Below are 26,351 nucleotides of genomic sequence, written 5' to 3' on the forward strand. Positions count from 1 at the left end.
CACTTCCGGCCCTTCCGTTTCTGGAGTGCGGTGCAGAGGCTCCGGTCTTGGGTGCAGGGTCCCATGAGCGGAGGGGCAGCGTGCTTCGGAAACGGAGGCCCCGCGGGGGCGCCGCCGGAGGCTTCACCGGAGCTATGCGGAGGTGGTCGCTGTGAGTTGGACTGTCACCTATGACGCCTCTCCGGAGGCGAAGGTCAAGGCCACCGGCTCCCATGCGGTGGCCCGCGATCGCCACCTCGGTAGGGGGCCCGATCTTGCGGCAGGATTCAACTTCGGACACCGGAACCCCAACATTGACCTGGCCCGGTCGACAATGAACATCTCGTTCGTAAACGACGGTCAAGGCGGCTTCCGCGTGCCGGTAGTTACGAAGGACACGGAGGGACGGAACCGGCCGCCCAGCGCCGAGTTTGCCGACTACCGGGAGAGTCGGCTGGCGCAGGTGAAGAAGCCGCTGCGCAAAGATGCGGTCGTCATGCGGGGCATCATGCTCCAGCTCGACCCGAAGTGGGTGGACGCGCACTGTCCTGACTGGCGTGTCACCGGGCTCAACGACCTGGCGCAGCGATTCATTTACGCCCAGCTCCAGTGGGCGTGTGGGGAATTCGGGCAGCAGAACATCGTCGCGGGGTCCATCGACTTGGACGAAAGCAGCCCGCACCTGCAGTTGGCAATCGTGCCGGTCACCGGCGATGGCCGGCTCTCTCAGAAGGACTTCTTCCGAGGCCCTTCGCATTTCAAGAAGCAGCGCAAGGAGCTCTGCGACGCGCTCGAGAAGACCGGGTACGAGCCCCAGCGCACAGTCACCAGCCGGTCGACCGAGCGGACCTCCAGCGAAGAGTACGCCCGCACGGCGGACAAAGGTCGAGCGACCCTCGCTGTCGCCCAGCGTGACACCAAGAAGCTCTGGGAAGCCCGGCAGGAAGTGCGGATTGAAAAGGCCAAGCTCACCGAGGCTGCCAAGTCCCTTAGTGATGACAGGCAGGAAGTTGATGCACAGCTCGAAGAGGTGCCCCGGCTCAGGCGCAGGGCGAAACAGGATGCGATAGTCGAAGCCCGGGCAGATGCCCGCCAGGAGGTCACAGACGTCCTGCTCGCGGCTCAGGAGCGGGAACGGCGGGCGGCGGCGGCCGAAGAGGCTCATAGGGCTGCTGCTCAGGGCCTCCTGGCCCTGCGCCAGCAAATCCAGCAGCAGCTCGACGACAATCCGGCTCCGCCGAGTTACGACGGCATGCGCCGGGACATCCTCGGAGCCCAGTCACACGTGTTCGTGAAGTTCCTCAAGACCATGCAGCTCAAGGACGGCACGACTCTTATGGACAAGGCCGAAGGCTACGCGCGGAAGGAGTTCGCTGCGCACCAACGTCGCGAAAGTGACGCTTTCGGGCGCTATCGCGGTCCCAGCTATGAGGTGTGGAAGGACCGGAGTCAGGAGATGCAGAGGAAGATCGACGCGGCCAAGTTTTCGGACCAAGTTGCCGACATGGATCGTCAGTTCGAAGGAGCCGACTACGAGAGGTGACACTCCCTGACGCCCTGCGGACCAGCAAAACAGCTGACGGCAGTAACGAATACGAAGACAGGCGACCGGTGCCTGGTGTAGCCTGCACCAGGTACCGGCAGCCGACACCCCTCAACCTGCCGTGTCAGGGAGTTGGCAGCCCTTCCTTCCATATGACGAAATGTTACTAAAGCAATTAATGTTCGTTTCTGAGGGGGTTCTGTTACCCGCCCCCAGGCGGGGCCATTTTCACGAAACCCCCACGGAATAATCGCCTCATGGCATCTCTCATCCACCCACGCACCGGCCGGCCCTCGAAGGGCGAGCGCCATTCATTCACCGTGAAGCTCGACATGAAGCGGGCAGTAAAGCTCGTCCAGATTCTCAAACTCGTTGACATGAATGGGATTGATTATCTCGCGCCAATCATAGAGGCGCACGTCGATGCGATCGACCTCGATGAGCTCGGCAAGCTGCCCCGACGGGGTCAGGCCGCCACAGTGAAAAACAACACGACCTCACCCTCCCGCGCGCTGTGAAACGGAAGCTCACTGAAGCGGAGAAGGCCCGACGGGCTCAAGTACTTGCCCGAAAGATCAATCTGCTTCTGGACGCCGTCTTTGATGAGGCGGGGCGGCCCTACGGCCACCCGGCGATTGAGGCCGCCGCGAAAAGGACCGGCTACAAGATGTCGCGCACCCGCTGGTCGATGCTCAAGAATGGCAGGATCCAGGTAGTCCCTGACGCATGCCTCCGCGCCATCGCCACTGTGTTCGGCGTGGACCCGGAGTACCTGCTGCGTGAGGACGCAAAGCTTCCGCCGCAAGCGGAAGTGATGCTTCCGCACGTGCGGATCAAGAGACTTTATGAGGTACGCGATTTCGCAACCAAGGCCCTGCACAGACTTGACCCTGAACGGCTCGATGCAATAACGCAGATCCTTGACCAAGCCCTGCAGAGGAAGATCGACGCCGCGAGATTCTCCGGGAAGGTTGCCGACGGGAGGCAGCAGGACGAAGGTCCTTCGTACGCAACTCCGAAACTAGACGGCCACCGCGTCGCTTTGCGTGGCCGTGTCCTTCCCCAACAACACGCCCGTGCCCGGGCACGGGCGGCACGACATGGTCTTTCTTTGAGCGACTACCTCGCCGCCCTGATCGACCACGACAGCGGCTTGCCCACCCCGCTTGATCAGGAACCGGAGGCTCCTAGTCCCAGAGCATCAACGTAAAAGCGAGGCTCGCTGATTGTGTCAAGTATTTCTGGCCCCGGAGGGACGGTTGAAAGTGGCCCCACCCCGGCGCGTTAGTGCCGCTCGGGAGCTTTGGTCGGCGGAGCCTTCCAACCGCGTGTGCCCTGGGCGCTGGGAACGACACGTTGTGCAAGGCGGCAGCTATGTCGGGAGGGATGACGGCCTCGGCCTCTCGCTGAAGGTCCCATGTGACAGCGGGGGTAATTTTTTGTCACGAAATTTACAAGCATATTTCTCTAGTCAGCGGATAAAACTCGGTCGTAAAGTGAGCGCCATCACTCATTTCCAGGTCTGGAGCTAGGATGCTTATTGGGGGAAAGCGGCGGACGCCGCAGCGTTCAGATCGATTTGCCGGTGGCCATAGGCCGCCGGCTTTGTTGTTCCGCGGCGCCATGGCCTCCTGCCTGGGGCTGGGGCTGCTGGCGGGAACAGCAGGACCGGGGCTGGCGGTAGTGCCGGTACCCATGGTCATTCCCGGGGCCACCTCCGGGGAGTTGACGACGATCGGGGCGCTCGGTGCCCGGCCGGGCGCGACGCGGCTGCCGCTGCAGATCTCCGACCAGGTCTCCGGCTCGGTTGACCTCGGCACCGGCAACCTGATGCTGTCCGTGAACGGGCTGTCCCTGCCGGGGGTCAACAGCGACGTTCCGCTCGGCGCGGTGTTCAACTCCCAGTCCACCGCCACAACGCAAGGGGACGCCGCGCAACGGTGGACCCTGAACCTTGGCGGGACCGGTTCCCTGTCATCGACGCCTTCGGGCGTGCTCTACACGGCCGGGGACGGCTATTCGGCCCTGTTCACCCCAGTCTCCGGATCCACGACGGCGTTCACGGCCCCGGCCGGAACGAAGGCCGACCTGGTGAAGAACGCCGACGGCACCTACACCCTGACCTCCCGGACCAACGCCGCCGTGGTGACATTCAACACCGACGGCCGCGCCCTGTCCCTCGCCGACCGTAACGGCAACAAGACCATGTTCAGCCCGTCCACCGGCAAAATCACCGGGATCAGCGGGAACAAGGGCGTGACCGGAACCCTCGCCTACGACTCCTACACGGGCACGCTCGCGACCATCACCCAGACCAGCGGCACCGCGACCCGGTCAGCTTCGCTGTCCAATGACGGCTACGGCAACTGGTCCAACTTCACTGACCAGGCCGGCAAAGTCACGGCCTTCGGCTACGACAGCGGAAGGATCTCTACGATCACCGCGCCTACCCGCGCTAAGACCTATCTGACCTATGACGCCTCCGGCCGGGTCACCCGGATCGAACGCGTCAACACCTCGCCCGGCTCGCCCGGGAACTCGATCACCCGGATCGCCTACCCCTCCAGCACGCAGACACTCGTCGCCGGACCGAACACCGACACCGCCGTTGCCGTGGCCTCAGGGCCCCACACCACGTACAACCTGAGCACGGACGGCCGGGTCATCTCGGCCACCGACCCGATGGGACGGGCACGGGCGGCAACCTACACCGGCGACTTCGACACCCTCACCGCCACCCAGGGCACCGGCAGCACGTCCGGGACGACGACGAACACCTACGGGGCGAACAGCGGGCAGTCGCTCACCAAGACAACGTCCCAGGGCGGCGCCGCCGGCCAGGCCGAGTACGCCAACACCGCGGCGAACACGAAGTACCTGGCCACCTCGAGCACCGATGATGCGGGCAACCAGTCGCTGTACACCTACAACGGGGCCGGGAACGCGCTGACCGCCTCCGATGCGATGGCTGCCACCGCGACCCTGGAAGTCAATGGCGACGGCACCGTCAAGTCCGCCCTCGCCCCGGGCAACGGGACGAACAAGACCCTGTACGGCTACAACACCAACCACGAGCTCACGGACCTGACCCCGGTCACCGGATCCTCGCTCGGCGCACGGAAGTTCACCTACGATGCCTGGGCCCGGCCGATCACCGCGACCGACGGGCGCGGCAACACCACCACCTATTCCTACGACGCCGTCGGCCGTTTGACCGGCACGTCCTTCTCGGACGGCACACCGGCGGTGGCCTACACCTACAACGCGAACGGCCAGGTCCTCACCCGCGTCGACGGGTCCGGGACGACCACCTACGGCTACGACCTGATGGGCCGGCTCACGACCCGGGTCAATACCGCCGGCGGCGGCACGATCAGCTACGCCTACGACAAGGCCTCCAACCTGGCCTCGACCACGGACACCCGCGGCACCACCACCTATACCTATGACGACTCCGGCGTGCCGACTTCGCTGCTTTACCAGTACAACTCGGGCACCCACGTCCTGGCGTTCGCGACCGATGACCGGGGCCGGCGCACGGACACCTGGATGGACGCCAACACCTCCCACACGACCTGGGCCGCGCACTCCCACACCGACTACGACACCACCGGGCGGGTCAGCCGCACCACCGCCCAGGTCGGCACCGGAGATACCGACAACCGCCCCGTCATGGACCTGACCTACTGCCACTCCGCCGGGTCCACGGCCCCGACCTGCCCGACCACCACGACCGCGGACCGGTCCAAGATCCAATGGGTGAAAGACAACCTCACCGGAGCCGTCACCGCCTACACCTACGACAAAGCCGGACGCCTCACCCAGGCGGCCGTGACCGGTGGCACCGCACCGATCACCTACAACTACACCTACGACGCCCGCGGGAACCGGCTGACCGCCACCACCACCGGCGCCACCACCACCAGCCAGACGTTCACCGCGAACGCGGCCAACCAGATCACCACCGCCGGATACACCTACGACGGGACCGGGAACCTCACCGCCGACCCCCAAGGGGCCTACACCTACAACGGCGCGCAGCAGATGAGCACCGTCACCAAGGGCGGCACCGTCTACTACTACTCCTACGCCGGCGCCTCGCAGAACGAGGTCCTCTCCGAAACCACACCCAAGGGCTACTACCAGCTGACCTACGGCCGCACCGACGCCCAGGGCCAGCCGATCATCGAACAACTCAGCAAGGACTCCCACACCGCCTACATCGAACACGACCCCGTCACCGGGGAACCGCTGATGCTGCGCACCAGCGCCGGCATGGAATCCCTCTACATCACCGACGGCACCGGCAACCCCACCGCGCTCATCGCCGCCGGGAACTACGTCTCCGTCGCCTACGCCTACGACCCGTACGGAGTGCAGACCATCACCAAAGACGCCGGCGGCAACGCCACCGACCAAACCCCATACACCTTCAAGGCCGGCCTCCAGGACCGCACCACCGGCTGGGTCCACTACGGCGCCCGCTGGTACAACCCCGCCACCGGCCGCTGGACCCAACAAGACACCCTCGACGCACCGCTGAACCCCGCCAACGCCAACCGCTACGCCTTCGCCGCCAACGACTCCATCAACCAGAGCGATCCGACGGGACGCTTCACGATAATCAGTCCCGAGGTGACTTGCGCACTGGGCGTCGTCGGGCTTGGCATAGCCATTTACGGCGCGGTCACTGCAACCGGCGGTTTGGCATTGCCCTTCATCTCTTATGGGCTCTCCGGCTATGCATTGTTTGAAGGATGTTATGACAATAAGGGAGAACCACTGGGAGGGACATACTGATGGTGCGAAGGTTACTAGACTCTCCAGCTAGAAGGTGTACCCGGTGGTGAACAAGCCGAAAGACCGTGGCCGGCGATCGCTGTATCTCCAGATGGCCTCAACGATTATCGCCCTGCTCGTTTTGCTTTCAGTCTTCACCGAGTCGAAATCTACGGAGCGAACGCTAACATCCGGCGCTGGCATGATTGCGTGCCTCATCTTCCTAGCAGTCATCGGTGTGAAGCTGTTCAAGTCTCGGAAGCGACAGCACTGGAACGATCGGAAGCCTTGATCGGAAAGTGGTAAGCCAGTAGTGCAGGGCCCTAGGCCCCTTCGGCAGTGAGGGCCGCCGTGGTTCGACAGCCACGGCACCTTCAAGGCCGGCCTCCAGGACCGCACCACCGGCTGGGTCCACTACGGCGCCCGCTGGTACAACCCGGCCACCGGCCGCTGGACCCAACAAGACACCCTCGACGCACCGCTGAACCCCGCCAACGCCAACCGCTACGCCTTCGCCGCCAACGACCCCATCAACCACTCGGACCCCCTCGGCCTGGCGTGGCAACCAACGACGGGACAGCTAGTTGGCGCAGTTGCAACTGCTGTAGTGGTGTTCGCAGTCGGAGCAGGCGTTTGCGCTGGGAGTGCGGGGCTAGCCTGTGTGGCGGCGGCAGGAGTAATAGGAGGCGGACTCGGAACCGCGATAGGAGCCGGAACTGGGACAGCAATCGATGGAGGATCAGGACAAGACATCCAAGACGCAATTTCCAACGGGTTGGGCCTCGGTACTATCGGTGGAGCAGTCGGCGGATTCCTTGCAGGTTTATAGGAGACGAAAGATGAGTTACCGAACAACTAAGGACCGCATCACCATCATCGCCTTGCCGCTTCTCGGTGCCGGCATCGGCTACTTGCTGCTGGGATTTCCTGGAGCGCTGCAGGGGCTTGGTTTAGCGCTCGGACTCGTCCTACTGCTGCTCGCAGGAAGGTGGACGAGCAAACGAGACGGTCGGGAAGACACCGGGTCTCGACCGGAGACTGAAGCGGGCGACAACTCGAGCTCGTCTTCCTGACATTGAGCAGGAGTAGCTAATGGGTGGTGTCTGCGGAAATTCCTTCCTAATCCGGACTGCTTCCGCCACCGGGGCCAGCGTCAGCCGCTGAGCCGACCGCAAGCGTAGTCGGCGCCAACCACACCCGGACGTGGGGGAAAGGTATGCAGTCCAGGGTCTTCTACAGGAGGATTTGGGGGGTCGTCGCACCGGTAGGACGGTAACAGCGATTTCCCGGGCGTCTTGGTGGCAAGTCGGCTATCTCGTCGCCTTGGCAGCCATCGTGAGCTTGTTGGATCCAACCCGCCACACGTGGTGCTCGGAATCGTGGTGCTGGGTCTGGCCCCTGGTGATCACCGTGTGCAAGCTCCAGGCAGGGGCGCAAGGGAGAAAAGCTTCCTTATCGAGGTTCATGCCACGAGTCGAGGACCGGGAAGCGCCATACTTCGTTTCCGCACCACTGGCCACTCGTTTCCGCGGGGCGGCAACGAACGGGATTTAGTTGGCTGCCAACGCCCTTGGAAGAATGGCTGGGAGGACTGTCCTGCGTCCCGGGTCGTCGCAGCATCCTACGTTGCCGCCGGATCCGTAACGCTAGGTGGCCGTCCGCTTGAGGCTGTGGGCGAGGCGGTAGGAGTCGGTGCCGGTTTCGATGATGGCGCCGTTGAAGGTCAGCCGGTCAACGATCGCCGCGCACAGGCGGGGGTCGGTGAAGGTTTTCGTCCAGCCGGAGAATGATTCGTTGCTGGCGATGGCGATGGAGTTCTTTTCCTCGCGTTCGGTGAGCACCTGGAAGAGGAGTTCGGCGCCGCGGCGGTCCAGTTCCATGTAGCCGAGCTCGTCGATGCAGAGCAGATCGACCCGGCCGTAGCGGGCGATGGTCTTGGCCAGGATCTTCTCGTCGGCGGCTTCGACGAGTTCGTTCACGAGCCTGGTGGCTAGGGTGTATTTGACCCGGTAGCCCTTCTCGGCCGCTGCGGTGCCGAGCCCGATGAGCAGGTGGGATTTCCCGGTCCCGGAGTCCCCGATGAGGCACAGGGGTGCGCCTTTGCGGATCCAGTCGCCGGTGGCGAGGGTGTGGATGGTGGCGGGGTTGATGTTGGGGTTGGCGTCGAAATCGAAGTCCCCGAGCCATTTGTCCCGGGGAAAGTTCGCTGCTTTGACGCGGCGGATGGAGGAGCGCCGGTCCCGGTCATCACACTCGGCCAGCAGCAGCTCCGCCAGGAAGCCCTGGTAGGAGAGTTGTTCCTTCCCCGCGACGGTGAGCGCTTCGTCGAGCACGGCCCGGATCGTGGGCAGGCGCAGCCGGCGGCAGGCCTGGTCCACAGCTGCCACCGCGGCCTGTTCGGTCAGGCCGCGCCGCCGGCGCAGGGTCGGAGTGATGGTCGTCGAGGGTGCTGCTGGGCTCATGAGATGTTCTCCTTCGACACGGTTCCTGCGGGATGATCGGTGCGTTTGGCCAGCAACTCGTCGTAAACCCCGATCGACGGAAGCGGGCGCGTGTCCGGCGGGAGCCCGGCGATGACCGCGGCGGGGTCCATGAGCCGGCGCTGGGTCAGACTGACAACCCGTTGCACATTCACCTCGTCATGAGCACCGGGATGACGGTCCGTCCCGGATCCACCCGAGGGGATACTGGAGGCGTGTCTGCGGGCTTCGACCGCGACGACGTCGGCACTTACGGCCCCCACCCCGAGTGCCGCGGTGATCCCTGCCTGGACGTCTCCGGCGTCCATGGACCGGTGAAGCAGCAGGACGTCGATGAGTTCCCGGGTTCCGTTGGCGTCGCCGTTCACCCGGCGGGCGGCAGCCCAGAACGCCTCGTGGGCGCTGGTGAACGCCCCGGACTCCCGTGCCCGGGCCAGGGCGGTGGATCCGGGCAGCGCCCCCGGCTTGGTCTTGAGGACCTCGAGGTAGTGATCCAGCTGGACTGACTGCCCGTGTTTGGCAACGATCCGCGGGTGCCTGGCGGCCACGGCGCGGCCGTCGAACACCACGACTTCGGAGGCACGCAAGGACACCCGGACCTTCCTGCCAATAAACTGTGCCGGGACGGAGTACTTCACCATCCGCACGGTGATCATCGAGGACCGGTCCACCCGCGGTGTCAGCACCAGCCCCGGGTCGAAGGCCTCTGCCGGCAGTGGTGCCAGGAACGGCTGCTCGGCGGCGAAGTCCTGGCCGATGGTGCGGATCCTGTCGTTGATCCGCCGGGCCTCGTCCCGGGCTTCCCAGTCCCGGATCCGGTCATTGAGCTCATCCAAAGACCCAGCAGCAGGCATGGGCGAGAGCCGGTTGCGGCGGAACCAGCCCACCTCGCCCTCGACCCCACCCTTTTCATGAGCCCCGTCGATGCCAGGCTGGCAAAAGAAGGGGTCGAAGCCGTAGTGCGAGCGGAACAGCACCCACCGGTCATTCTCCAAACGCTGCCGCCCCTGCCCGGACACCACCGCGGTGACAGCGCTGGTGAGGTTGTCATACCTGATGTGTTTGGTCGGGATGCCGCCCAGGACCTGAAAGGCTTCGATGTGGCCTTCCAGGAAAGCTTCCTGGGCCTGCGTCGGGTAAATCCGGTGGATGGCCTTGCCGGAGTGGGACAGCCGGAAGACGAACATGTGGCACTTCGTTTTCACCCCGTTCAAGACCACCCAGACTTCACCGAAGTCCACCTCCGCCTCCGCACCAGGCGCATGTTCCTGCGGGACGAACACCTCGATCCGGCGGCCGGCGTCAACATCGATCTGAGCCCGGCGGATCCGCACATAGTCACGCACCGTCGAATATGAGAGTTCTTCCGCGCCGTGCTCCTCGATGAGCCGGGCCAGGATCCTGCGGGCGGTATGGCGCTGCTTCCTCGGCGCCGTCGTGTCCTCGGTCAGCATCGCATCGATTGCCGCTTTGAACGGCTCCAGCCGCCACGCCACCCCTTGTCGCGGTTTGCGTCCCGGAGGAGAGGCGGATTCCAGCGCCTGCCGCACCGTCCTCCGGTGAACCTTGTGTTTGCCCGCCAGCGCACGGACCGACAGGCCCTCGACCCGGGCGTCCCTTCGGATCTGCGCGAACAACTCCACTCTCGACTCCATCCAGACCAGCCTTCCGCCGCATCCATCCACTGATGAATCCAACGCTGAAGGCGGGGCCACATATAACCGTCACAAGCTGCCCGGCGAGTCACGAATGGGGCCAGAAATAACCGTCTTACCGGGGCCATCCAAACCTGTCATAGTCAGCTCGCATCTGCGGGCCTCCCTCTAAGGTCGCCTAGGCGTCGTCGATGCTGGCGCGGCATCGATCCCGCGGGTGGATTGCAGAGCCGACATCAGGCGGTGGGCGTTCGCGGGGGAGGTCAGCAGGTAGCTTGTCTCCACCAGTGAGTCGAACTCGTCCTTCGCCATCAAGACCGCGGATCCACGTTTGGACACGATCTCGATCTCGGTGCGGTCGAGGTTCACCCGCTCGATGAGACGGGCGAGGTCGCGGCGGGCTTCACTCGTTGTTATGGCCATGACGTCCTCCTGGCTTGCTAGTACTCGCTAGTGCCCGCTTTTCGCACCAGCGTTCTTCCGAGTGTTAAGCCCGTGTATGGCTCTAGCCCATTATGGCCGCCCAGATCACGACCAAAAGCGGAATGGGGCCTTGCCTGCTAGCAGCCATGCCGACCAGTCCCTGTTAGCTAGCGACTGTCTGTTCACGCGCAATGCCCTGTACAGAGGAATTCTTCACCCACTCCGGAACTTCTGCGGGGAGGGGGACGGAGGCCAATGTACGGTTAGCCTCTCGGCCGAACGCCGTGTATCGATAGGCGTTTGATTGTATGCACATCGAATAAAAAAGGCGCTCGATCAACGGCATCTCACTTAGCGGGCGCAGTACGGCGATGTTCTGCGCTGTGTAGAAAGGAAGCTGCTGAACGTAAGTTGCAAGTGCTGCTCCGCCCAACGCTACAGTTAACAGCCCTGGTTCATAGGGGCGGACACCGGGCAACTCTTCGACGATTGCCGAAACTCCTTGGTCGCGCCCTTTACGTCCGACGAAGGCGACGCCAGAGGAGGCATGGCGCATTTTGTTCAAATCAAATTTGTTGCCATAGCTAACATTGAATATCTTGTCCAGGCGAACGGTCGGTTCGTTCGGCACGGCTACAACGCCGGCCGGAATTGGGGCTATGGACTGGTTTAGCCATTGAAAAGACGAATTTGTAGCCGCCGTAACCCAGATCGGTACCTCGGTCGGGAGCATTATGCTCCCGAGTGTGCGATTCGCCTGTCTCCCGTACGAATACCTATATTTGTTGGCGAGGATGCACCTAGCCCACCACAGCTTCTCAGTTGTCGACATGCTCGGATCCTTGGCAGAAAGTATTGCCACGTCTCGACCGCAGACGAACGGTTCCGGCTGAAGGAAGGTCGATAGAACCCCGTTACCCCCGAGCGCGACGCTCATCTCTCCTGCGAGGCCTAAAGACCATGAAGGATCAACGGCTACTCGGGCTGTAACCCCATTGTGAGTCATAGCTCTGCTCACGAAGTTAATTCCGTTCGGTCGTTCGACCTTTGCCAACCGATTGAGTTCAAGCGACTGGCCGTATCGAACGTTGAATAGCTCGGAGACCTTAGGCACCTTGGTGCTCGCTTTCGGGAACTCCATGTGTCAATTGAAAGATGGCGTAGTCCCGGAGGGTCTTTTCAAAGTCAGCCGGCGTAAGGGACGAGTAGTCCGTTTCCATGTAAGCCTCGGCGCACCATTCGTCGTCCGCTGTCACAGTCTGAGTCACAGAATGACCTGGTGAAACACTGCGGTTCCTATAGTCTGATACCCACCGGTCCCGGATGGTCTCCCATTTCTGTTCGGGGTCGACCCTTCCGAGATGCTTAGTCTTGATGAACCCATCGTCCTTCCAGTACCCGAACCACGTCTTTCGGTTGGACTCCAGATGGGGAATTCCGGCAGTGAACACCATGATGCAAGTGACAACCCCAACGGGGTAAAACAGCTCCGTGGGCATGGACATGACTGCCTCTAGAGTGTGGTGCTTCAACAAGACTTGCTTGTGCACGCTCGGAGCAGTGGCGCAAGACATAGGCACAATCGCAATGCCTCTTCCACCTGGCACCATAACGTCGAGCATCTGCTTTACGAAAGACAACTCGCTCTGCTTCGAGTCTTTCTGCGCGTAGGGCGGATTGATCATGCCGACAGTGGGCCGGTGATTCTCCCGGATGTCCTTGCTGATGGCTGTGTCAAAGCAGGAAGCCTGATAAAGGTTGGCTTTTCCGTCCCCGCGGAGAATCATGTTGGAAGCGGCCAGCGCGTACATGTTCGGTTGGTTCTCCACGCCGATAAGCCGGTTTCGGCGGATGTCGGCGCGTTCTCCTTCAGTGGTTGCTCCAGCGAGCATGTGGTTCATGGCAGAGATGAGGAAGCCAGCCGTACCGGCGCAGGGGTCCAGGACAACATCACGCTTCGTGACGTTGGCGAGTCGTGAGAATAAATCCGTGACGTGTCGGGGAGTCAGCACGATTCCCAGAGACTTTTTGTCCCCCCCTGTGTATTTCAGGAACTCACCGTAGAACTGCCCGACGATGTCGTAATCTCGGTGACTCTCCACAACTGGGAGGACGTGCTGGGCAAGTGAGCTGACCAGCTGGTTCAGCACGCCCTTGGGATGTTCGGGTGTCGCCTTCCCGAGCTCAGGATGCACAGAAATGGATGAATACGGCTGGGCCATATTCTCCTTCTTGGCCTGAGGTAGCTCGGCGTCATGGATTTCGTCTTCAATGGTTTTTAGCCAGAAGCGTTGAAGACGATTGGCGGGGTAGGCGTCAAAGGTTTGGGCAAAGGTGGGATTTCTGAGGGCTATGAGTGTGCCTGAGACGGCAAGAGGCTTCTCACTCTCGGTCAACTTGCCATAGTCTCGCATGAAGTTATGGAGGTCGCGGCTGTACGCCATCAAATCCTTGATGCGGGCATTTTCCACCGCTGGATCGAATTTAGCGGCGTCGACGTAATCAGCGAATGCCACGATCTTGTCGAGTGCGGCTCCTCCTCGAGCCTCGAGGGCTCTGGCTTTCGCTTCGCCCCGTGCGTGCAAGAATGTCGACACCTGCAGCGAATCCTCGTCCATACCCGATACGGCTACTGCAATGACGTGGTAGTTCCGTGCGAGGGCCCTTGCATAGAGAAGGACGCCGTCGACTGCGAAGTCGATAGGACGATCACGATTGACGCTCTCATGGCGGCGGACGTCCGACTTGCACTCGACCACCAAAACGATGTCGGGAACATCTGGGGAGGTCACGATGAACTCGGGCGAGCCGCCCCCCTTGCCGCCGGTTTTGGAAGCGCTTTTCAGGAGCCGGGATACATCGACGATTGAGCTCTTCTGTTCCTCGACTCGAACATTGCTGTCAGCGTCGAAGTAGTCAAGATCCCGGAACGCCTCCCGGACGAGGCCTTCGGTGATTCTCTCGTTGCGCAGCGCCAATTCATTGCCCTCTTCAGTCGTACCTCTTGCCTACACCAGGCCAAGGGCGTCAAGTCGATATGGAGTCTATCGGCTGGCCCACCGTCCCGGTCACTTCAACATGCTCAACTGCCTTCCAGATCGGCCTCCGGAACGTCTGGGCCACTCATGGCAGGCGGTAGCGATGGCCGCGTCCGCCCGAAGGCCGGTGAACGTCTAGCCTGGCTATGTGTCCCTGCAGGCCAGCGTAGGAATACAGCTACACCTCCGAAGAGTGCGACCACAAATCCGCCGGTACGGGCTTGTCCGGGCCAGTCGGTAGGCTTTGCAAAAGAAGCTCATACAAGGAGGAACCTTGGGCAGGAAAGTCAACTATGAAAAGTCAGTGAACGACATAGTTTCCAGCGCACTAGACACCCGCCGTGGCTACGCCATACCAACGACGGATACGATCAAGCTGAGCAACGGTGGTGTCTGGGTGGACGCTGTGTACCTCTACACCGACATGGCAGATTCCACCGGACTAGCTAAGAAGCACAGTAAGACGACGGCTGCCCAGATCGTCCGTTCCTTCCTCGCCACGGTAACTCGGGTAATCAGGGACAACGGTGGAGAGATCCGCAGCTTCGACGGCGACAGGGTGATGGCCATCTACATTGGAGATGACGCCGCAACGAAGGCTGGGAAGACCGCCCTCGAAATCAAGTGGGTTGTGGACAACATCATCGAGCCCGGCGTATCGCTTGCACTTGATGAGTACTACCGGTCTTCTTGGAAGTTGAGCCACCGGACAGGCATAGACATGGGCGAGGCGCTCATTGTCCGCGCGGGTGTACGGGACAACAATGACCTCGTTTCCATTGGAGATGCCCCAAACATTGCGGCAAAGTTGAGTGACCTTCGCGGGGCGCGTACGTTCATCACTGATCGAGTCTGGGACGCGATGAGTGCGGAATACTGCTTCTACGATTCGAAGTGGGTTTGGTCTGACGCCGCGCCAACTGACATCGGCGGTGGAAGGGTCGAGAAGGTTAGGCAGTCCAGCTGGGGCTGGGTGGTCTCCTAACCGTTGCCGGGCCACCGCTTTTTCGATCGCCAAGCAAATTGTTTGGCGTGCACGCTGTAGAGAAGCAAGGGGGAAGTATGGCGCTGAAGTCGGACGTCGAGAGTGATATCGCGAAGACGGTCACCACACAGCTCAGCACGGCGGAACGGCATGACGGAACAATAGTTTCTGTACCTGACCCCGCCAAAATGGGTTACTCGGAGGGGCTCTACCTGCCCTCCACCTATCTCTATGCCGACATGGCCGATTCGTCTGGTCTCGTAGCGATTTCCCCTCCCGACACGGTAGCCCGAGTCATGAAGGCCTACCTTTCCGTATGCACTCGGATCATCCGGGCGCATGACGGACATATTCGCAGCTTTGATGGGGACCGCGTGATGGGGATCTTTGCCGGGACTGATATGGACTCGCGCGCCGTCAAGGCTGCTCTCCACATCAAGTGGTCCATGCAATTCCTGGTTCAGCCGGCCATCGAGAAGCAATTCGGGTCCGTTCAGAAAAACGGCTGGAAGCTCAAGCATGCTTGCGGGATTGCGGGAGGTAAGGCCCTTCTAGTTAGAGCAGGCTTCCGAGGCAACGACGACATGATCTCCATCGGCGTCGCCCCCAACCTTGCAGCCAAGCTAAGCGATAAACGCCAGGCTCGGTTCAACACCTTTATCGCGAAAAGCGTCTATGAGAATCTGACAGAAGAAGTCAAGCTCTCCAAGGGCGCGAACATGTGGGAAGGCCCATACAAGTTCGAGATGGGTGGAAAGAACTACTCCTACTACAAGTCGTCCTATCGGCGGTCCCTCTGATGGTTTGGAACAAAAAGCCAGAATCCGTAGTGGACAGCACTCGCAAGGATTCTCTCGAGACAGCTTGGAAAGTCCACGGCGCCATTGTTGATTGGACAGGCAAGGTGGACGCGAAGGCGTCGTTTGCCTTCGCCATTGAGTCCGCCGGAGTGGCAACGACGGTAGCGCTCTCCGGTGATAAGAGAATGTTCAGCGTCCTTGAAGGGCCGTGGCAGAACGTCCTCTACAACGGCGGGATCCTGTCGTTGCTGATCGCGGCTGCTTTCGCGGTATGGGTGGTTATCCCGAGACTGAGAATGTGGCACGTTCGGAGTGAGTATCCTGACAACTTCATTTACTTCGGGCACCTGAAATATTGGAACCCTGAGGACCTGCCCGATGCCATCGGCGGGAAAGATCTCTTGCCAGTCCTCGCTCGCCAGATGGTGAAGATGAGTCAGATTGCTTGGCGTAAACACGTGTCTGTGAAGATTTCGATGTGGCTCGCGATTACTGGCGGTGTGTCCTTGGTAGTGTGCGGCGTCATGCTTAGATTCGGTATGACTCCATAGCCGCGCCAGAAATGCCCTCGACGTTGGACCTCAACCTAGAACGCATGCGTGCCACATCCCTTCTTGAACGGTCCACACTTGGGGACCGGGTTCCGTGTCGCTTCGGGTGTTGTTTCGCATAACCAAACCGGCCGGTTCGGACCTGTAGTGCGCGCGATGTCGGGCTAATGCCCCAAGCATCGGGCACAACGCCTCTCGCTGAAAACCGTGAGCTTGGAAATTTCTGAAATGGTGCAGCGAGCTTCCCTGCCTACGCCGATGTGTCTTCGTGCAGGTAATGCCTTGGGGTGAGCCTGGCGGAGCGAAGTCCCGCTTTTATCGCTGGACGGACCTGCCGCGGGTCCGCCCGGCCCGCCAACCAGGAACGTTCCTATCCAGAAGCTTCATCTTGGCGGCGTTCAGTTCGCCTCTGCGGTGTTTTTGCCGCTGCGAGTGGATCCACACACCCAGGGTATGTTCCAGCTCTGAGGCGTAGTCGTGGTGACGGGGCCACTCGTTGCCCTCGGCGCGGAAGTCCATGAGCTGGACCAGACGGTCATGCCATCGGGCTTCGTCCGCGGCCGCCCTTGGATTTGCGTCCCATCGAGGGATGCGCGCGAGACCGTCACGGTATGCAGGGTCCAGGTTGCGCTCGGCTGCCTCGCGCCGGCGGTCAGAGAGCCACCGGGCCATCGACCGTTCCTCCTTGTCATCGGAGCTGTCGCGGGGGAACCGGTCTTCGGCCTCAACCCAGTTGATGATCTCTTCCATGCGGGCAAGGCCCGCTGGAGAGGGGCTGGGTTCGGTGCCGGCGGCGGCCAGGTGTTCCACCTCGAGCCTCGGGTCCTGGCGGCGAGCGATGACCAAGTGGTAACCGACAGTGGCGGGGTCGGCGCGCACTAGCTCAGCGATGCGTTTCCGGCTCAGCCCGAGCCGGTACATCAACACCCATTCCGCGTCAGGAGCGCGCCGCAACTTGCTGTCCATGATGGGTGTCATCATGCCACGGCGCCGGCTCGAAAAAGGCCCCCTGTTGGGGGAATGTTCTGACGCTGCGGCGTGAAGTGGGCACTGATTGGATCGTTCAGCATCCACCCGGTCCGACAGGGACTATTGCCAGTTATAGGAAGTTATAGCCCGTTATAGGAAGAACCCAATAACCCCTTATGACTCAGGGCTCGAACCCGGCGGGACCGCAAAGCCCAGGCTCAGGTGCGCTGCCGAAATTCGGCGCGGTGACGAACCCGAGGCCACTCCTTCGAGCTCCTCGGAGCATCGGACTGAGCTGTCCCGGCCGGATGTCTCGTTCAAGGCATCCGCGTGGGTGCGAGCCCACGGTGGGGTCCGGGCACGTCGTGCCGGGTGGATCAATCAGGGTGCTCGGCTCCAGCCGGGACCTGAATGGGAGAAGTAAATCAACAACATAATGACCGTTATGTTGTAGGCGCAGAAGGCCTCCGCTGTGTTGAACATGGCCCCCTTGCGGTTATTGTCCGCTCTGAGATGATGGACGCAACGGGCAAGAGGGGCGGTTCAAATGTCTGCTGGTGAGGAGGAATGCCGGACCTCCAGGGAAAAGACCATTCGACGTATACGGGACGGCATCCGATCGGCCCAACTTCGCGTCGCCTTGGACGAGGCCCGGGGGCGTGAGACCCCGGAGGCGGTAGTACGACTGGCGAAGCTGACGCCCCCGAAGCTGCCGTCACCCTTCGTCACCTTGAGAACGCCGGATGGGACGCTCCGGAGGGACCCGGAGGCTCGGAGAGAATTGGTGCTCCACATACGCCGCAACATCCTGGCTGCGCAGTTGAGGGTCGCCCTGGACAAGGAGCGGGGCCGGCCGACCCCCGAGGCCGTGAAACGACTGGCCCAGAGAAAACTTCCGTCACTCGGGTGAAGATGAAGGACGCCGCCCCCGAACCATCGGCTCGCCGCTGTGGCGCGTCTGGAAGTACCTCATGTGGGGGTGACCCGTCGAAATATGCACCAAAAATGCACCACGAAGACCCTGAGAATGCAGAAAACCCCCGGTTTCCCGGGGGTTTTCCTTGGCGGTGACGGTGGGATTTGAACCCACGTTGGCTTTTACACCAAACAACATTTCGAGTGTTGCACCTTCGGCCGCTCGGACACGTCACCAACCTGAATAGGGTACCGGAGCAAGGCGCCCAACCCCAAAACGGCGCCCAAACGGCCGCGAAAAACGCCCCGCCGCGCCCCGCCCGCGGCGCCGGAACTTCCCCACGTCCGGCCGCGGCACTAGATTCGTAAGCAAGATGAGCAACCCGAACGAGACAACCCCGGCCCCAACCACCGCAACCGCATACTGGACCGTCGGCCCGGAACAGGGTGAACTCCGGCGCGAGGAACTGCCCGCGCCCGGCCCGGGCGAAGCCCTGGTGCGTTCGCTCTACTCCGGCATCAGCAAGGGCACCGAGATGGTGGTGCACAACGCCCGCGTGCCGGAGTGCATTGCCGCGGAGATGGCAGCACCGCACCAGGAGGGCAACTTCCCGTCACCGGTGAAGTTCGGCTACCTCTCCGTCGGCGTCGTCGAGGAGGGGCCCGCGGACTTGCAGGGCAAGACGGTCTTCTGCCTCTACCCGCACCAGGACCGCTACATTGTCCCGGTCGAGTCGCTCACCCAGGTCCCGGACGACGTTCCCGCCCGCCGCGCCGTGCTCACCGGCACCGTGGAAACCGCGGTCAACGCCCTGTGGGAGGCCGGTCCCCGCCTCGGCGACCGCGTTGCCGTGATCGGCGCCGGACTGGTCGGCGGCATGGTCGCCAAGCTCCTCGGAACCTTCCCGCTGGGCCGGCTGCAGTTGATCGACGTCGACCCGGCCAAGCGAGCCTTCGCCGACACGCTCGGCGTCGACTTCTGCCACCCCGACGACGCGCTGCCGGACTGCGACATCGTGATCCACTGCTCCGCCTCGCAGGCCGGGCTGCAACGCGCCCTGCAACTGGTGGGCGACGAGGGCGAGATCATCGAGATGTCCTGGTACGCGGACCGCCTGGTCACGCTGCCGCTGGGGGAGGACTTCCATGCCCGCCGGCTTTCCATCCGCGCCAGCCAGGTGGGCGTTGTTGCCCGCGCCCGGCGTCACCGCCGCAGCAACGCCGACCGGCTGGACCTCGCCGTCTCGCTGCTGGCCGACCCGGTCTTTGATGCCTTCATTACCGGCACGTCCAGCTTCAGCGAGCTGCCCGACGTCGTCCAGCGCCTCTCCGGCGGCAGCCTGGACGCGCTCTGCCACGTCATCGAATACCCCGCCGGCGATCCCGCCGCCGTAGACTCCACCACCGACGCCCCCGCAACAGAAACCACGAGGTAATCCGTGTTCAGCCTGACCGTCCGCCGCAATTTCATGATCGCCCACAGTCTGCCGCGCCCGGCCTTCGGCCCCGCGCAAGGCCTGCACGGCGCCACCTTCGTCACCGAGGTGACCTTCCGCCGTCGGACCCTGAACGAGGATGCGATCGTGCTGGACATCGGCGAAGCCGGCGACGTGCTGGACGACGTCCTGACGGGCCTGAACTACAAGAACCTGGACGAGCACCCGGACTTCACCGGCAAACTCAGCACCACCGAAGCCCTGGCCCAGTACATCGTCGACGCGGTGGCCGGCCGGATCTGCGGCGGGCAGGACGGGAAGGCGCTCACCGGCATCGACGTCACCCTGCGCGAAACCCCCGACGCCTGGGCCAGCTACTCGCTCGAGTTCGACGCCGGCTAGCAGCCCCGTGGAAGCGCCCGGCCTCCGGCTCCTGGTGCCCGGCAACGTGCGCCACAACTCCGGCGGCAACGCCTACAACGCGGCGCTGCTCCGCGCCCTCGCAGCCCTCGGGGTGGCGGCGGAATCTTATGAGGTCGACGGCGACTGGCCGGTCGGCAGCGCGGCGGACCGGCAGCGGTTCGGCCGCCTGCTGACGGAGTCCGACGGCGGCCAGGTCACCCTGGTGGACGGCCTGGTGGCCTGCGGGGCGCCGGACGAACTGGAAGCGGCGGCCGCTGCCGGGGCGCCGGCCTGGATCCTGCTGCACATGCCGCTGGCCGCGCATCCGGAACTGGAACGCCGGGCCCTGCAGGCCGCGGCCGGCGTCATCTGTACCAGCAACTCCGCCGCGGCGGCCCTGCGGGAACGGCACGGGCTGCTTGGGTTGCACGGGCCGGGCGGGATCAGCGTGGCGCTCCCCGGCACCGAGGCCGCCCCGGCCGCCGCGGGATCCGAGCCGCCGCACCTGCTCGCACTGGCCGCGCTGCTGCCCAACAAGGACCAGCTGCTGCTGCTGCGCGCCCTTTCGCAGCTCATGGACCTGGCTTGGACGGCGTCCCTCGCCGGTTCGGACACCGCGGATCCCGGCTACACCGCCCTGCTCCGGCAGGAAACGGAACGCCTCAGCCTGACGGAACGCGTCCGCCTGCCCGGCGAACTGCGCGGAGCCGCGCTGGACGCCGAGTGGGCTGCCGCCGACCTCAGCCTGCTGATTTCCCGGGCCGAAACCTACGGGCTGGTGGTCACCGAATCCCTGGCCCGCGGCGTGCCGGTGATCGTCCGGCAAGGCACGGGTGCCGTCGAGGCTCTCGCCGCCGGCACCCCCGGAGCCGCCGGGACCGCCACTGCCGACTCCGCCGGGACCCCCGCAGCCGAAGCAGTTGCGCTGCCGGGCGCCGCCGTCGAACTCAACGCGGACCCCGCGCCGCTGGCAGCGCTGCTCCGCCGCTGGCTTACCGACCCGGAACTCCGCGCCGAATGGCGGGCCGCCGCCCGGGCCGCACGGGATCGCCTACCCGGCTGGGACGCCACGGCGCGGGCCGTGCTGGCCGTCCTTGGCGCGCGCCCCACGGAATAGCGGCGGAAAACGGACCCCGGGATCGATACCGCCGCCGGGGAAGCTGGTGCAGAATGACCCCATGACCACCGAGCCCATGACCGTGCAACTGCCGCCCGCCGAGAGCCTCACCCTTGAACGGCTGCGCGCCTGGTCGTGGCACCGGCAGGGCTTGGACGGCTCGCTGGCCGGGTGCACAGCCGAACAGGTGTTCGCCCGGGCCGGCTGGGCGCGGTCCGTGGGCGGCGCCAACCCGTACCTGACGCTCTTCGCCCGGGCCGGCATCCGGCGCGGGCAGGTGGACCGGGACGTCCTGGCGCACCGGATCCTGGAACTCCCGACGGCGCGTGGCTGCACCTACGTGCTGGGCGCCGACGACTTCGCTTGGGCGCTGCGGCTGGGACGGGACGGCGCCGAGGCAAGCTTCAAGGTCGCCGGCCGGCTCGGGGTGGACCGGGGCGAAATTGCGCTGCTGGAGGAACAGGTGTTGCATGCCCTCGCCGAAGCGGGAGTGCCCATGGACCCTCGGCAACTCAAGGACGAACTCGGCGATTCGGTTCGCAACCTCGGCGAGGAGGGCAAGAAGAAGGGTGCCACGACCACGCTGCCCACCGCGCTGGGCATCCTGCAGGCGGACGGGCGGATCCGCCGCGTCCCCGCCAATGGCCGGCTGGACCAGCAGCGCTACGCCTACGAGCCGTGGGGGCTGTCGCCGAGCACGCTCGGTGACGAGGAAATCCGCGCGGAACTGATCCGCCGCTACCTCGGCTGGACCGGAGGAGCCACCTTCAAACAGTCGCAGTGGTTCACCGGCTTCACGGTTGCGCAGAGCAAAGCGGCGCTCGCCGCTGTCGACGCCGTCGAGGTCCCTACCGCCGCCGGCGGGGACCCGCTCTGGATGCTGCCCGACGACGTCGACCGCCTCGCCGCCTTCGAGGAACCGGCCGCGGAACAAATCCAGCTGCTCGCCGGAACCGACTCGCTGGTGCTGCTGCGCCGGAACGCGGCGGAGCTGCTGGCCGCGGAGGACCAGGACAAAAAGGCGCTGGGCTCGCTCGCGCTGCAGGCCGACCTGCCGGACCATCCCATCGTGGACCGCGGCCGGATCATCGGGTTGTGGCAGTACGATCCGGGCCGGGAGGAGCTCGCCGCCTGGGTGTTTGGCACACCGACGGCGGCCGTGACTCAGCGGATCGCCGAGGTGGAGGCCTGGATCAGGGAGGACCTGGGCGATTTCCGCGCCTTCAGCCTGGACTCGCCCGCGTCCCGGCAGAAGCGGATCGACGCGCTGCGGGCGTCCACCACGGCCACCGCCGAGCGGTAGCCGTGGAATCGCGCTAAGTGAGGCGCGGGAGCATCAGGCGCCTCGGTGGCCGGCGAAGAAATCCCGCAGCAACGAGCCGCACTCCTGCTCCCGGACCCCGGCGTAGACCTCCACCCAATGGTTGAGCCGGCGCTCGCGGAGAATGTCGAAGACGGAGCCGGCGGCCCCCGCCTTCTCGTCCCAGGCGCCAAAGACCACCCGCGGAATCCGGGCCAGCACCACGGCGCCGGCGCACATCGCGCACGGTTCCAGCGTCACCACCAGGGTGCAGTCCTCCAGCCGCCAGCCGTCGTCGTGCAGGCCCGCCAGGGCGCGGCGCGAACGCAGCCGGGCCGCGGCCTCCCGGATCGCCACCATCTCGGCGTGCGCCGTCGGGTCCCCGAGCGCCTCCCGCTCGTTGCGTCCTGCGCCCAGCACCGAACCGTCCGGGCCGATCACGACGGCGCCGATCGGCACGTCCGCGGTGGCCAGCGCCCGGCGCGCCTCGGCCAGGGCCAGTCCCATCCATTCGGCATGGCGGGGCTCGGGGGTAGTCATGGCTCAATGATAGTTTCGACACTAAGCAAGCTGTGCACCTGGCGGGTGCACCGGGAAGTCGGGAGACGGCATTGAGCACCAAGACTGAGAGCTGGCTGATGCGGCGCTGGGGCAGGTGGGTGGTCCCGTACGCCGCGCTGTGGATCACGATGCTGATCGGCGGCGTCGTCGTCGTCGCCTTGGCGCTGACGAGCGCGGAAGTCTACGACGACGTCGTGGACGACGCCGGCCTGGCCAGCCTGGACAAGCCCACGCTGGGGTTCATGCAACAGCTGCGCAGCCCCGGCCTGGACGCGTTCGTCACCGGCTTCACCAACATTGGCGGCGGCATCGGCATGCCGATCCTGGCCAGCATCCTGACGGCATGGCTGATCTGGGTCTCCCGGACCTGGCGGCCGCTGATCCTGATCGGGGGCGCCGCCGCCGCGTCGATTACCGCCACGACGGTAGGCAAAAAACTGATCGGCCGGACCCGCCCCGACCACGCCGACGCGGTGCCGCCCTACGAGGATTCGCCGTCGTTCCCCAGCGGCCACACGCTCAACACCACGGTGGTGATCGGGCTGGTGGTCTACCTTGCCTGCCTGCAGGTGCAGCGCACCATTGCCCGCGTGGGTTTCATCACGGCCGGCGCGGTGTTCATCTTTTTGATGGGCATGAGCCGCGTCTTTCTGGGCCACCACTGGATGACCGATGTGATCTTCGGCTGGGCGCTGGGACTGGGCTGGGTGGGAATCGTGATCCTGGCCCACCGGCTGTTCCATGTGCTGCGGCACCGCGAGCACACCGGCCCCGCGCCGACGTTCGACAACGAGGCGCACCTGCGCGACCCCGCCCCGGACGACGCCGCCGCTGGTGCCGCCGCCGACGCCGATACCCCCGGCTCCGCGGGACGGTCCTCGGCGTCCGGGTGATAGTTTTGACCCATGCGCACTCTCGTTGTGGACCACCCGCTGGTCGCCCATAAGCTCACCGTTCTGCGGGACAAGAACACCCCGTCCCCGGTCTTCCGCCAGCTCACCGAGGAGCTCGTCACCCTCCTAGCCTACGAGGCAACCCGGGACGTCCGCACCGAACCGGTGACCATCGAGACGCCGGTCAGCACCACCATCGGCACCGCGTTCACCAAACCCACCCCGCTGGTGGTCCCGATCCTGCGCGCCGGGCTCGGCATGCTGGAAGGCATGACCAAGCTGGTCCCCACCGCCGAAGTGGGCTTCCTGGGCATGGCCCGCGACGAAGAGACGCTGGACATCATCACCTACGCCGAGCGCCTGCCCGAGGACCTGACGGACCGCCAGATCTTCGTGCTGGACCCGATGCTGGCCACCGGCGGCACGCTGCGCGAGGCGATCAAGTTCCTCTTCAAGCGCGGCGCCTCCGACGTCACCTGCATCTGCCTGCTGGCCGCCCCGGAGGGCCTGGCCAAGCTGGAGGAAGAGCTCTCGGACGCCAACGTGACCATTGTGCTGGCCTCCATCGACGAGAAGCTGAACGAGAAGTCCTACATCGTGCCCGGCCTGGGCGACGCCGGAGACCGCCTGTACGGGATCGCCGTCTAAGCCGCACCGTGTAGCGCCGAAGGTCAAGGCGCCGCCGGTCCAGGGCCGGGCGCATGCACGCACCGCCGGTCCCGTTCACGGCCTTCGAAGGTCAAGGGTTCCGGCGGCCTGCGTCCGGGACTAGCCTGTGCCCATGGACTGGAAACTTGAACTCGTGTTCGTCCCCGTGTCCGATGTGGACCGGGCCAAGGACTTCTACGTGAACAAGGTTGGCTTCAACGCCGACTACGACGAACGCCCCTCGGACGGCATCCGGTTTGTCCAGCTGACCCCGCCGGGCTCCGGCTGCTCGATCGCGATTGGCGAGGGCCTCAACGATGCCCCGCCCGGAACCGCCCCCAGCCTGCAACTGGTGGTCAACGACATCCAGGCGGCGCACCGGCAACTCAAGGACAACGGTGTGGACGTCAGTGACGTCGACGTCCAGGAGTGGGGGCATTTCGTGTACTTCGCCGATCCCGACGGCAACAAATGGGCGGTGCAATACATCCCCAACCGTTCCGCCGGCTAGGCGTCCGCTACTGCCCGCAGGTGGGTGCCACTGCCCGCAGCCGGCATTGGGGCACCGTGCCGTGGCCGGCACAAGAAGACCCCGGATCCTGTGGATCCGGGGTCTTCTTCTAGCGGGCCCAAGGCCCGCGGTGCGTGTGGTTTAGTACCAGTTGTTCGCGTAGTGGAAGTTCAGGGCGCCGCACGGTGAGCCGTAGCGGTCCTGCACGTACTGCAGGCCCCAGTTGATCTGGGTCCGGTAGTTGGTCCGGTAGTCAGCGCCGGCGCTGGCCATCTTCTCGGCGGGCAGGGACTGCACCACCCCGTAGGCGCCGCTGCTGGGGTTCGTGGCCGTGGTCTTCCAGTCGGATTCCTTGGTCCACAGCTTCAGCAGGCACTGCATCTCGCTGGCTGCCCAGCCGTGGGCGGGCAGTTGGGCGGCGGCATAGGCTTGCGCGCCGGCGGGGTCGTCGACGGCCACCGGCTTCGCCGGAGCGGGCGCCGGGGCCTTCACGGGCTTGGCCTTCGGGGCCGGGGCCTTGGCAGCTGGTTTGGCCGGGGCTTTCGCCTTGGCGGGCGCGACCTTGGCCGCCTGGGCCTCCACGTTCGCGGCGGCCGGGGATGCAGGAGCGTTGCTGCCGACGCGTTCGAAGTCCAGGGTCTGCAGCGACGCGGCAGTGTCCTTGGCCGCGTCGGCGGTGTGCGCGGCCGTGCCGGACGCTTGGCCCGCGGCGCCTGCCCCCAGCAGGACCGCAAAAGCGGATAGCACGACGGCGGCGCGCTTGCCGTTTGTCCTGAGGCCGGCGCGGGACAGGGCCGAAGTGCGCTTCGCCGGCTCGGCCCGGTGGCGGGCGCTCTCGGCGTCGGACGTGCGTTTAGCGCCTTCTGGGCGCGCGGGAGCCTTGAATTCAGTCATGTTCGCCTCTCAACGCCTACGGAGTTAGCTGTCGGGTTCGGATGCGAAATCCGGCCGCACGGAATCTCGACGTGGCGGCTTAACCCCAAGGGTGCATGGATGCAGAATGCCCGGGAACTCTGGGTTCCCCGTCTCTGCCTGGTCCATGGGAATCCGGGAAGCGGCAGAGTTTGGCGTCAGCCCGGATATGCGGCTAGATCGATGACCGCACCCTAAAACGGTACCGGACTTCCAGTCAGATGTCACATTTAGGTAACGGCACACCCCCGCGGCGGAGTGGCGTCTTGCCTTCGGGTCCGTGGCGGGCAGGCCCGTTTCGACGGTTCCCTGCGGCTTCGATGGTGCTAAGCGTCGGACGGGCACGGAACCGTCGAAACGGCGGGGCGGGGGTGTGCGGACCACCCGGGAGTTGCGTGTCAGCCGGGTCCGGTGCGGTCAGGATGTGTTGCGGGGGCTGTGGAAGTCCGGACCG

23 protein-coding genes, 1 tRNA gene, 1 pseudogene and 1 riboswitch are annotated in these 26,351 nt (G+C 64.4%); of the genes and pseudogenes, 16 read left to right on the forward strand and 9 right to left on the reverse strand.

Features of this window, described 5'->3' with window-relative positions; translation table 11 throughout:
* Positions 1-151 precede the first annotated feature (151 nt).
* The 6 genes and pseudogenes from AC1MBE_RS12065 (at position 152) to AC1MBE_RS12090 (ending at position 7,374) form a co-directional block, all read left to right on the forward strand.
* Positions 152-1,522, forward strand: coding sequence for a plasmid recombination protein (locus AC1MBE_RS12065; RefSeq protein WP_479778544.1), 1,371 nt, complete (start codon positions 152-154; stop codon positions 1,520-1,522).
* 257 nt (positions 1,523-1,779) lie between these two features.
* The gene (locus AC1MBE_RS12070) at positions 1,780-2,040 is read left to right on the forward strand and encodes a hypothetical protein (protein WP_479778546.1); all 261 of its coding nucleotides are present in this window, start codon (positions 1,780-1,782) and stop codon (positions 2,038-2,040) included.
* On the forward strand, positions 2,037-2,732 hold the full coding sequence (locus AC1MBE_RS12075) for a hypothetical protein (protein WP_479778548.1): 696 nt from the start codon (positions 2,037-2,039) through the stop codon (positions 2,730-2,732). Before AC1MBE_RS12070 ends, AC1MBE_RS12075 begins: the two co-directional genes overlap by 4 nt.
* Before the next feature lie 413 nt (positions 2,733-3,145).
* The gene (locus AC1MBE_RS12080) at positions 3,146-6,322 is read left to right on the forward strand and encodes an RHS repeat domain-containing protein (protein ID WP_479778549.1); all 3,177 of its coding nucleotides are present in this window, start codon (positions 3,146-3,148) and stop codon (positions 6,320-6,322) included.
* Positions 6,323-6,683: 361 nt separating this feature from the next.
* Positions 6,684-7,130: pseudogene (locus tag AC1MBE_RS12085) on the forward strand (RHS repeat-associated core domain-containing protein); the annotation flags it as partial.
* A complete protein-coding gene (locus tag AC1MBE_RS12090; RefSeq protein ID WP_479778551.1) occupies positions 7,033-7,374 on the forward strand; it encodes a hypothetical protein in 342 nt (113 codons plus the stop codon). The pseudogene AC1MBE_RS12085 and the gene AC1MBE_RS12090, both read left to right, overlap by 98 nt.
* A 573-nt stretch (positions 7,375-7,947) precedes the next feature.
* Here the strand turns inward: AC1MBE_RS12090 and istB are convergent.
* The 5 genes from istB to AC1MBE_RS12115 all read right to left on the reverse strand — a co-directional run bounded on the left by istB (position 7,948) and on the right by AC1MBE_RS12115 (position 13,837).
* Positions 7,948-8,763, reverse strand: coding sequence for an IS21-like element helper ATPase IstB (istB, locus tag AC1MBE_RS12095; protein WP_479778553.1), 816 nt, complete (start codon positions 8,761-8,763; stop codon positions 7,948-7,950).
* Positions 8,760-10,436, reverse strand: a complete 1,677-nt coding sequence (istA, locus tag AC1MBE_RS12100; protein ID WP_479778555.1) for an IS21 family transposase — start codon at positions 10,434-10,436, stop codon at positions 8,760-8,762. The genes istB and istA overlap by 4 nt, the downstream gene beginning before the upstream one ends.
* Positions 10,437-10,604: 168 nt before the next feature.
* Positions 10,605-10,859, reverse strand: a complete 255-nt coding sequence (locus tag AC1MBE_RS12105; protein ID WP_479778557.1) for a type II toxin-antitoxin system Phd/YefM family antitoxin — start codon at positions 10,857-10,859, stop codon at positions 10,605-10,607.
* 163 nt (positions 10,860-11,022) lie between these two features.
* Complete coding sequence (locus AC1MBE_RS12110; RefSeq protein WP_479778559.1) at positions 11,023-11,691, reverse strand: hypothetical protein; 669 nt, start codon at positions 11,689-11,691, stop codon at positions 11,023-11,025.
* 274 nt (positions 11,692-11,965) lie between these two features.
* The gene (locus AC1MBE_RS12115) at positions 11,966-13,837 is read right to left on the reverse strand and encodes an HsdM family class I SAM-dependent methyltransferase (RefSeq protein WP_479778561.1); all 1,872 of its coding nucleotides are present in this window, start codon (positions 13,835-13,837) and stop codon (positions 11,966-11,968) included.
* Between the two features lie 334 nt (positions 13,838-14,171).
* On the opposite strand from AC1MBE_RS12115, the gene AC1MBE_RS12120 reads away from it, so the two are divergent.
* From AC1MBE_RS12120 to AC1MBE_RS12130, 3 genes are all read left to right on the forward strand, one after another.
* Entirely contained in the window at positions 14,172-14,882 is a 711-nt protein-coding gene (locus AC1MBE_RS12120) for an adenylate/guanylate cyclase domain-containing protein (protein ID WP_479778563.1), read from the forward strand.
* Positions 14,883-14,959: 77 nt separating this feature from the next.
* Positions 14,960-15,682: an adenylate/guanylate cyclase domain-containing protein gene (locus tag AC1MBE_RS12125; protein ID WP_479778565.1), complete on the forward strand. Its 723-nt coding sequence runs from the start codon at positions 14,960-14,962 to the stop codon at positions 15,680-15,682.
* A 29-nt stretch (positions 15,683-15,711) separates the two neighbouring features.
* Positions 15,712-16,233 (forward strand): Pycsar system effector family protein, encoded by a 522-nt coding sequence (locus AC1MBE_RS12130; protein WP_479778567.1) that lies wholly within the window; start codon positions 15,712-15,714, stop codon positions 16,231-16,233.
* Positions 16,234-16,548: 315 nt separating this feature from the next.
* Here AC1MBE_RS12130 and AC1MBE_RS12135 read toward each other — a convergent pair whose 3' ends face one another.
* Positions 16,549-17,199 carry a helicase associated domain-containing protein gene (locus AC1MBE_RS12135; RefSeq protein ID WP_479778569.1) on the reverse strand — a complete coding sequence of 217 codons (651 nt, stop codon included), beginning with the start codon at positions 17,197-17,199 and terminating at the stop codon, positions 16,549-16,551.
* Positions 17,200-18,264: 1,065 nt separating this feature from the next.
* Positions 18,265-18,354, reverse strand: a tRNA-Ser gene (locus AC1MBE_RS12140).
* 137 nt (positions 18,355-18,491) lie between these two features.
* On the opposite strand from AC1MBE_RS12140, the gene AC1MBE_RS12145 reads away from it, so the two are divergent.
* The 4 genes from AC1MBE_RS12145 to AC1MBE_RS12160 all read left to right on the forward strand — a co-directional run bounded on the left by AC1MBE_RS12145 (position 18,492) and on the right by AC1MBE_RS12160 (position 22,375).
* Positions 18,492-19,553, forward strand: a complete 1,062-nt coding sequence (locus tag AC1MBE_RS12145; protein WP_479778571.1) for a zinc-dependent alcohol dehydrogenase — start codon at positions 18,492-18,494, stop codon at positions 19,551-19,553.
* A 3-nt stretch (positions 19,554-19,556) separates the two neighbouring features.
* Positions 19,557-19,955, forward strand: a complete 399-nt coding sequence (locus AC1MBE_RS12150) for a 6-pyruvoyl trahydropterin synthase family protein (RefSeq protein WP_479778573.1) — start codon at positions 19,557-19,559, stop codon at positions 19,953-19,955.
* Between the two features lie 7 nt (positions 19,956-19,962).
* On the forward strand, positions 19,963-21,072 hold the full coding sequence (locus AC1MBE_RS12155) for a glycosyltransferase (protein ID WP_479778575.1): 1,110 nt from the start codon (positions 19,963-19,965) through the stop codon (positions 21,070-21,072).
* A 61-nt stretch (positions 21,073-21,133) separates the two neighbouring features.
* Entirely contained in the window at positions 21,134-22,375 is a 1,242-nt protein-coding gene (locus tag AC1MBE_RS12160) for a DNA glycosylase AlkZ-like family protein (RefSeq protein WP_479778577.1), read from the forward strand.
* A 33-nt stretch (positions 22,376-22,408) separates the two neighbouring features.
* Here the strand turns inward: AC1MBE_RS12160 and AC1MBE_RS12165 are convergent, their stop codons facing one another.
* The gene (locus AC1MBE_RS12165) at positions 22,409-22,912 is read right to left on the reverse strand and encodes a nucleoside deaminase (RefSeq protein WP_479778579.1); all 504 of its coding nucleotides are present in this window, start codon (positions 22,910-22,912) and stop codon (positions 22,409-22,411) included.
* 71 nt (positions 22,913-22,983) lie between these two features.
* Between AC1MBE_RS12165 and AC1MBE_RS12170 the strand changes: the two genes are divergently transcribed.
* From AC1MBE_RS12170 to AC1MBE_RS12180, 3 genes are all read left to right on the forward strand, one after another.
* Positions 22,984-23,826, forward strand: coding sequence for a phosphatase PAP2 family protein (locus AC1MBE_RS12170; protein WP_479778581.1), 843 nt, complete (start codon positions 22,984-22,986; stop codon positions 23,824-23,826).
* Positions 23,827-23,838: 12 nt separating this feature from the next.
* Complete coding sequence (upp, locus tag AC1MBE_RS12175; RefSeq protein ID WP_346960434.1) at positions 23,839-24,474, forward strand: uracil phosphoribosyltransferase; 636 nt, start codon at positions 23,839-23,841, stop codon at positions 24,472-24,474.
* 133 nt (positions 24,475-24,607) lie between these two features.
* Complete coding sequence (locus AC1MBE_RS12180; protein ID WP_479778583.1) at positions 24,608-24,985, forward strand: glyoxalase superfamily protein; 378 nt, start codon at positions 24,608-24,610, stop codon at positions 24,983-24,985.
* A gap of 141 nt (positions 24,986-25,126) precedes the next feature.
* Here the strand turns inward: AC1MBE_RS12180 and AC1MBE_RS12185 are convergent, their stop codons facing one another.
* Positions 25,127-25,879 carry an aggregation-promoting factor C-terminal-like domain-containing protein gene (locus AC1MBE_RS12185; protein WP_479778585.1) on the reverse strand — a complete coding sequence of 251 codons (753 nt, stop codon included), beginning with the start codon at positions 25,877-25,879 and terminating at the stop codon, positions 25,127-25,129.
* Positions 25,878-26,060, reverse strand: a riboswitch (cyclic di-AMP (ydaO/yuaA leader). It overlaps the preceding gene by 2 nt.
* Between the last annotated feature and the right edge of the window lie 291 nt (positions 26,061-26,351).

Source organism: Arthrobacter sp. BG5 (assembly GCF_056680155.1).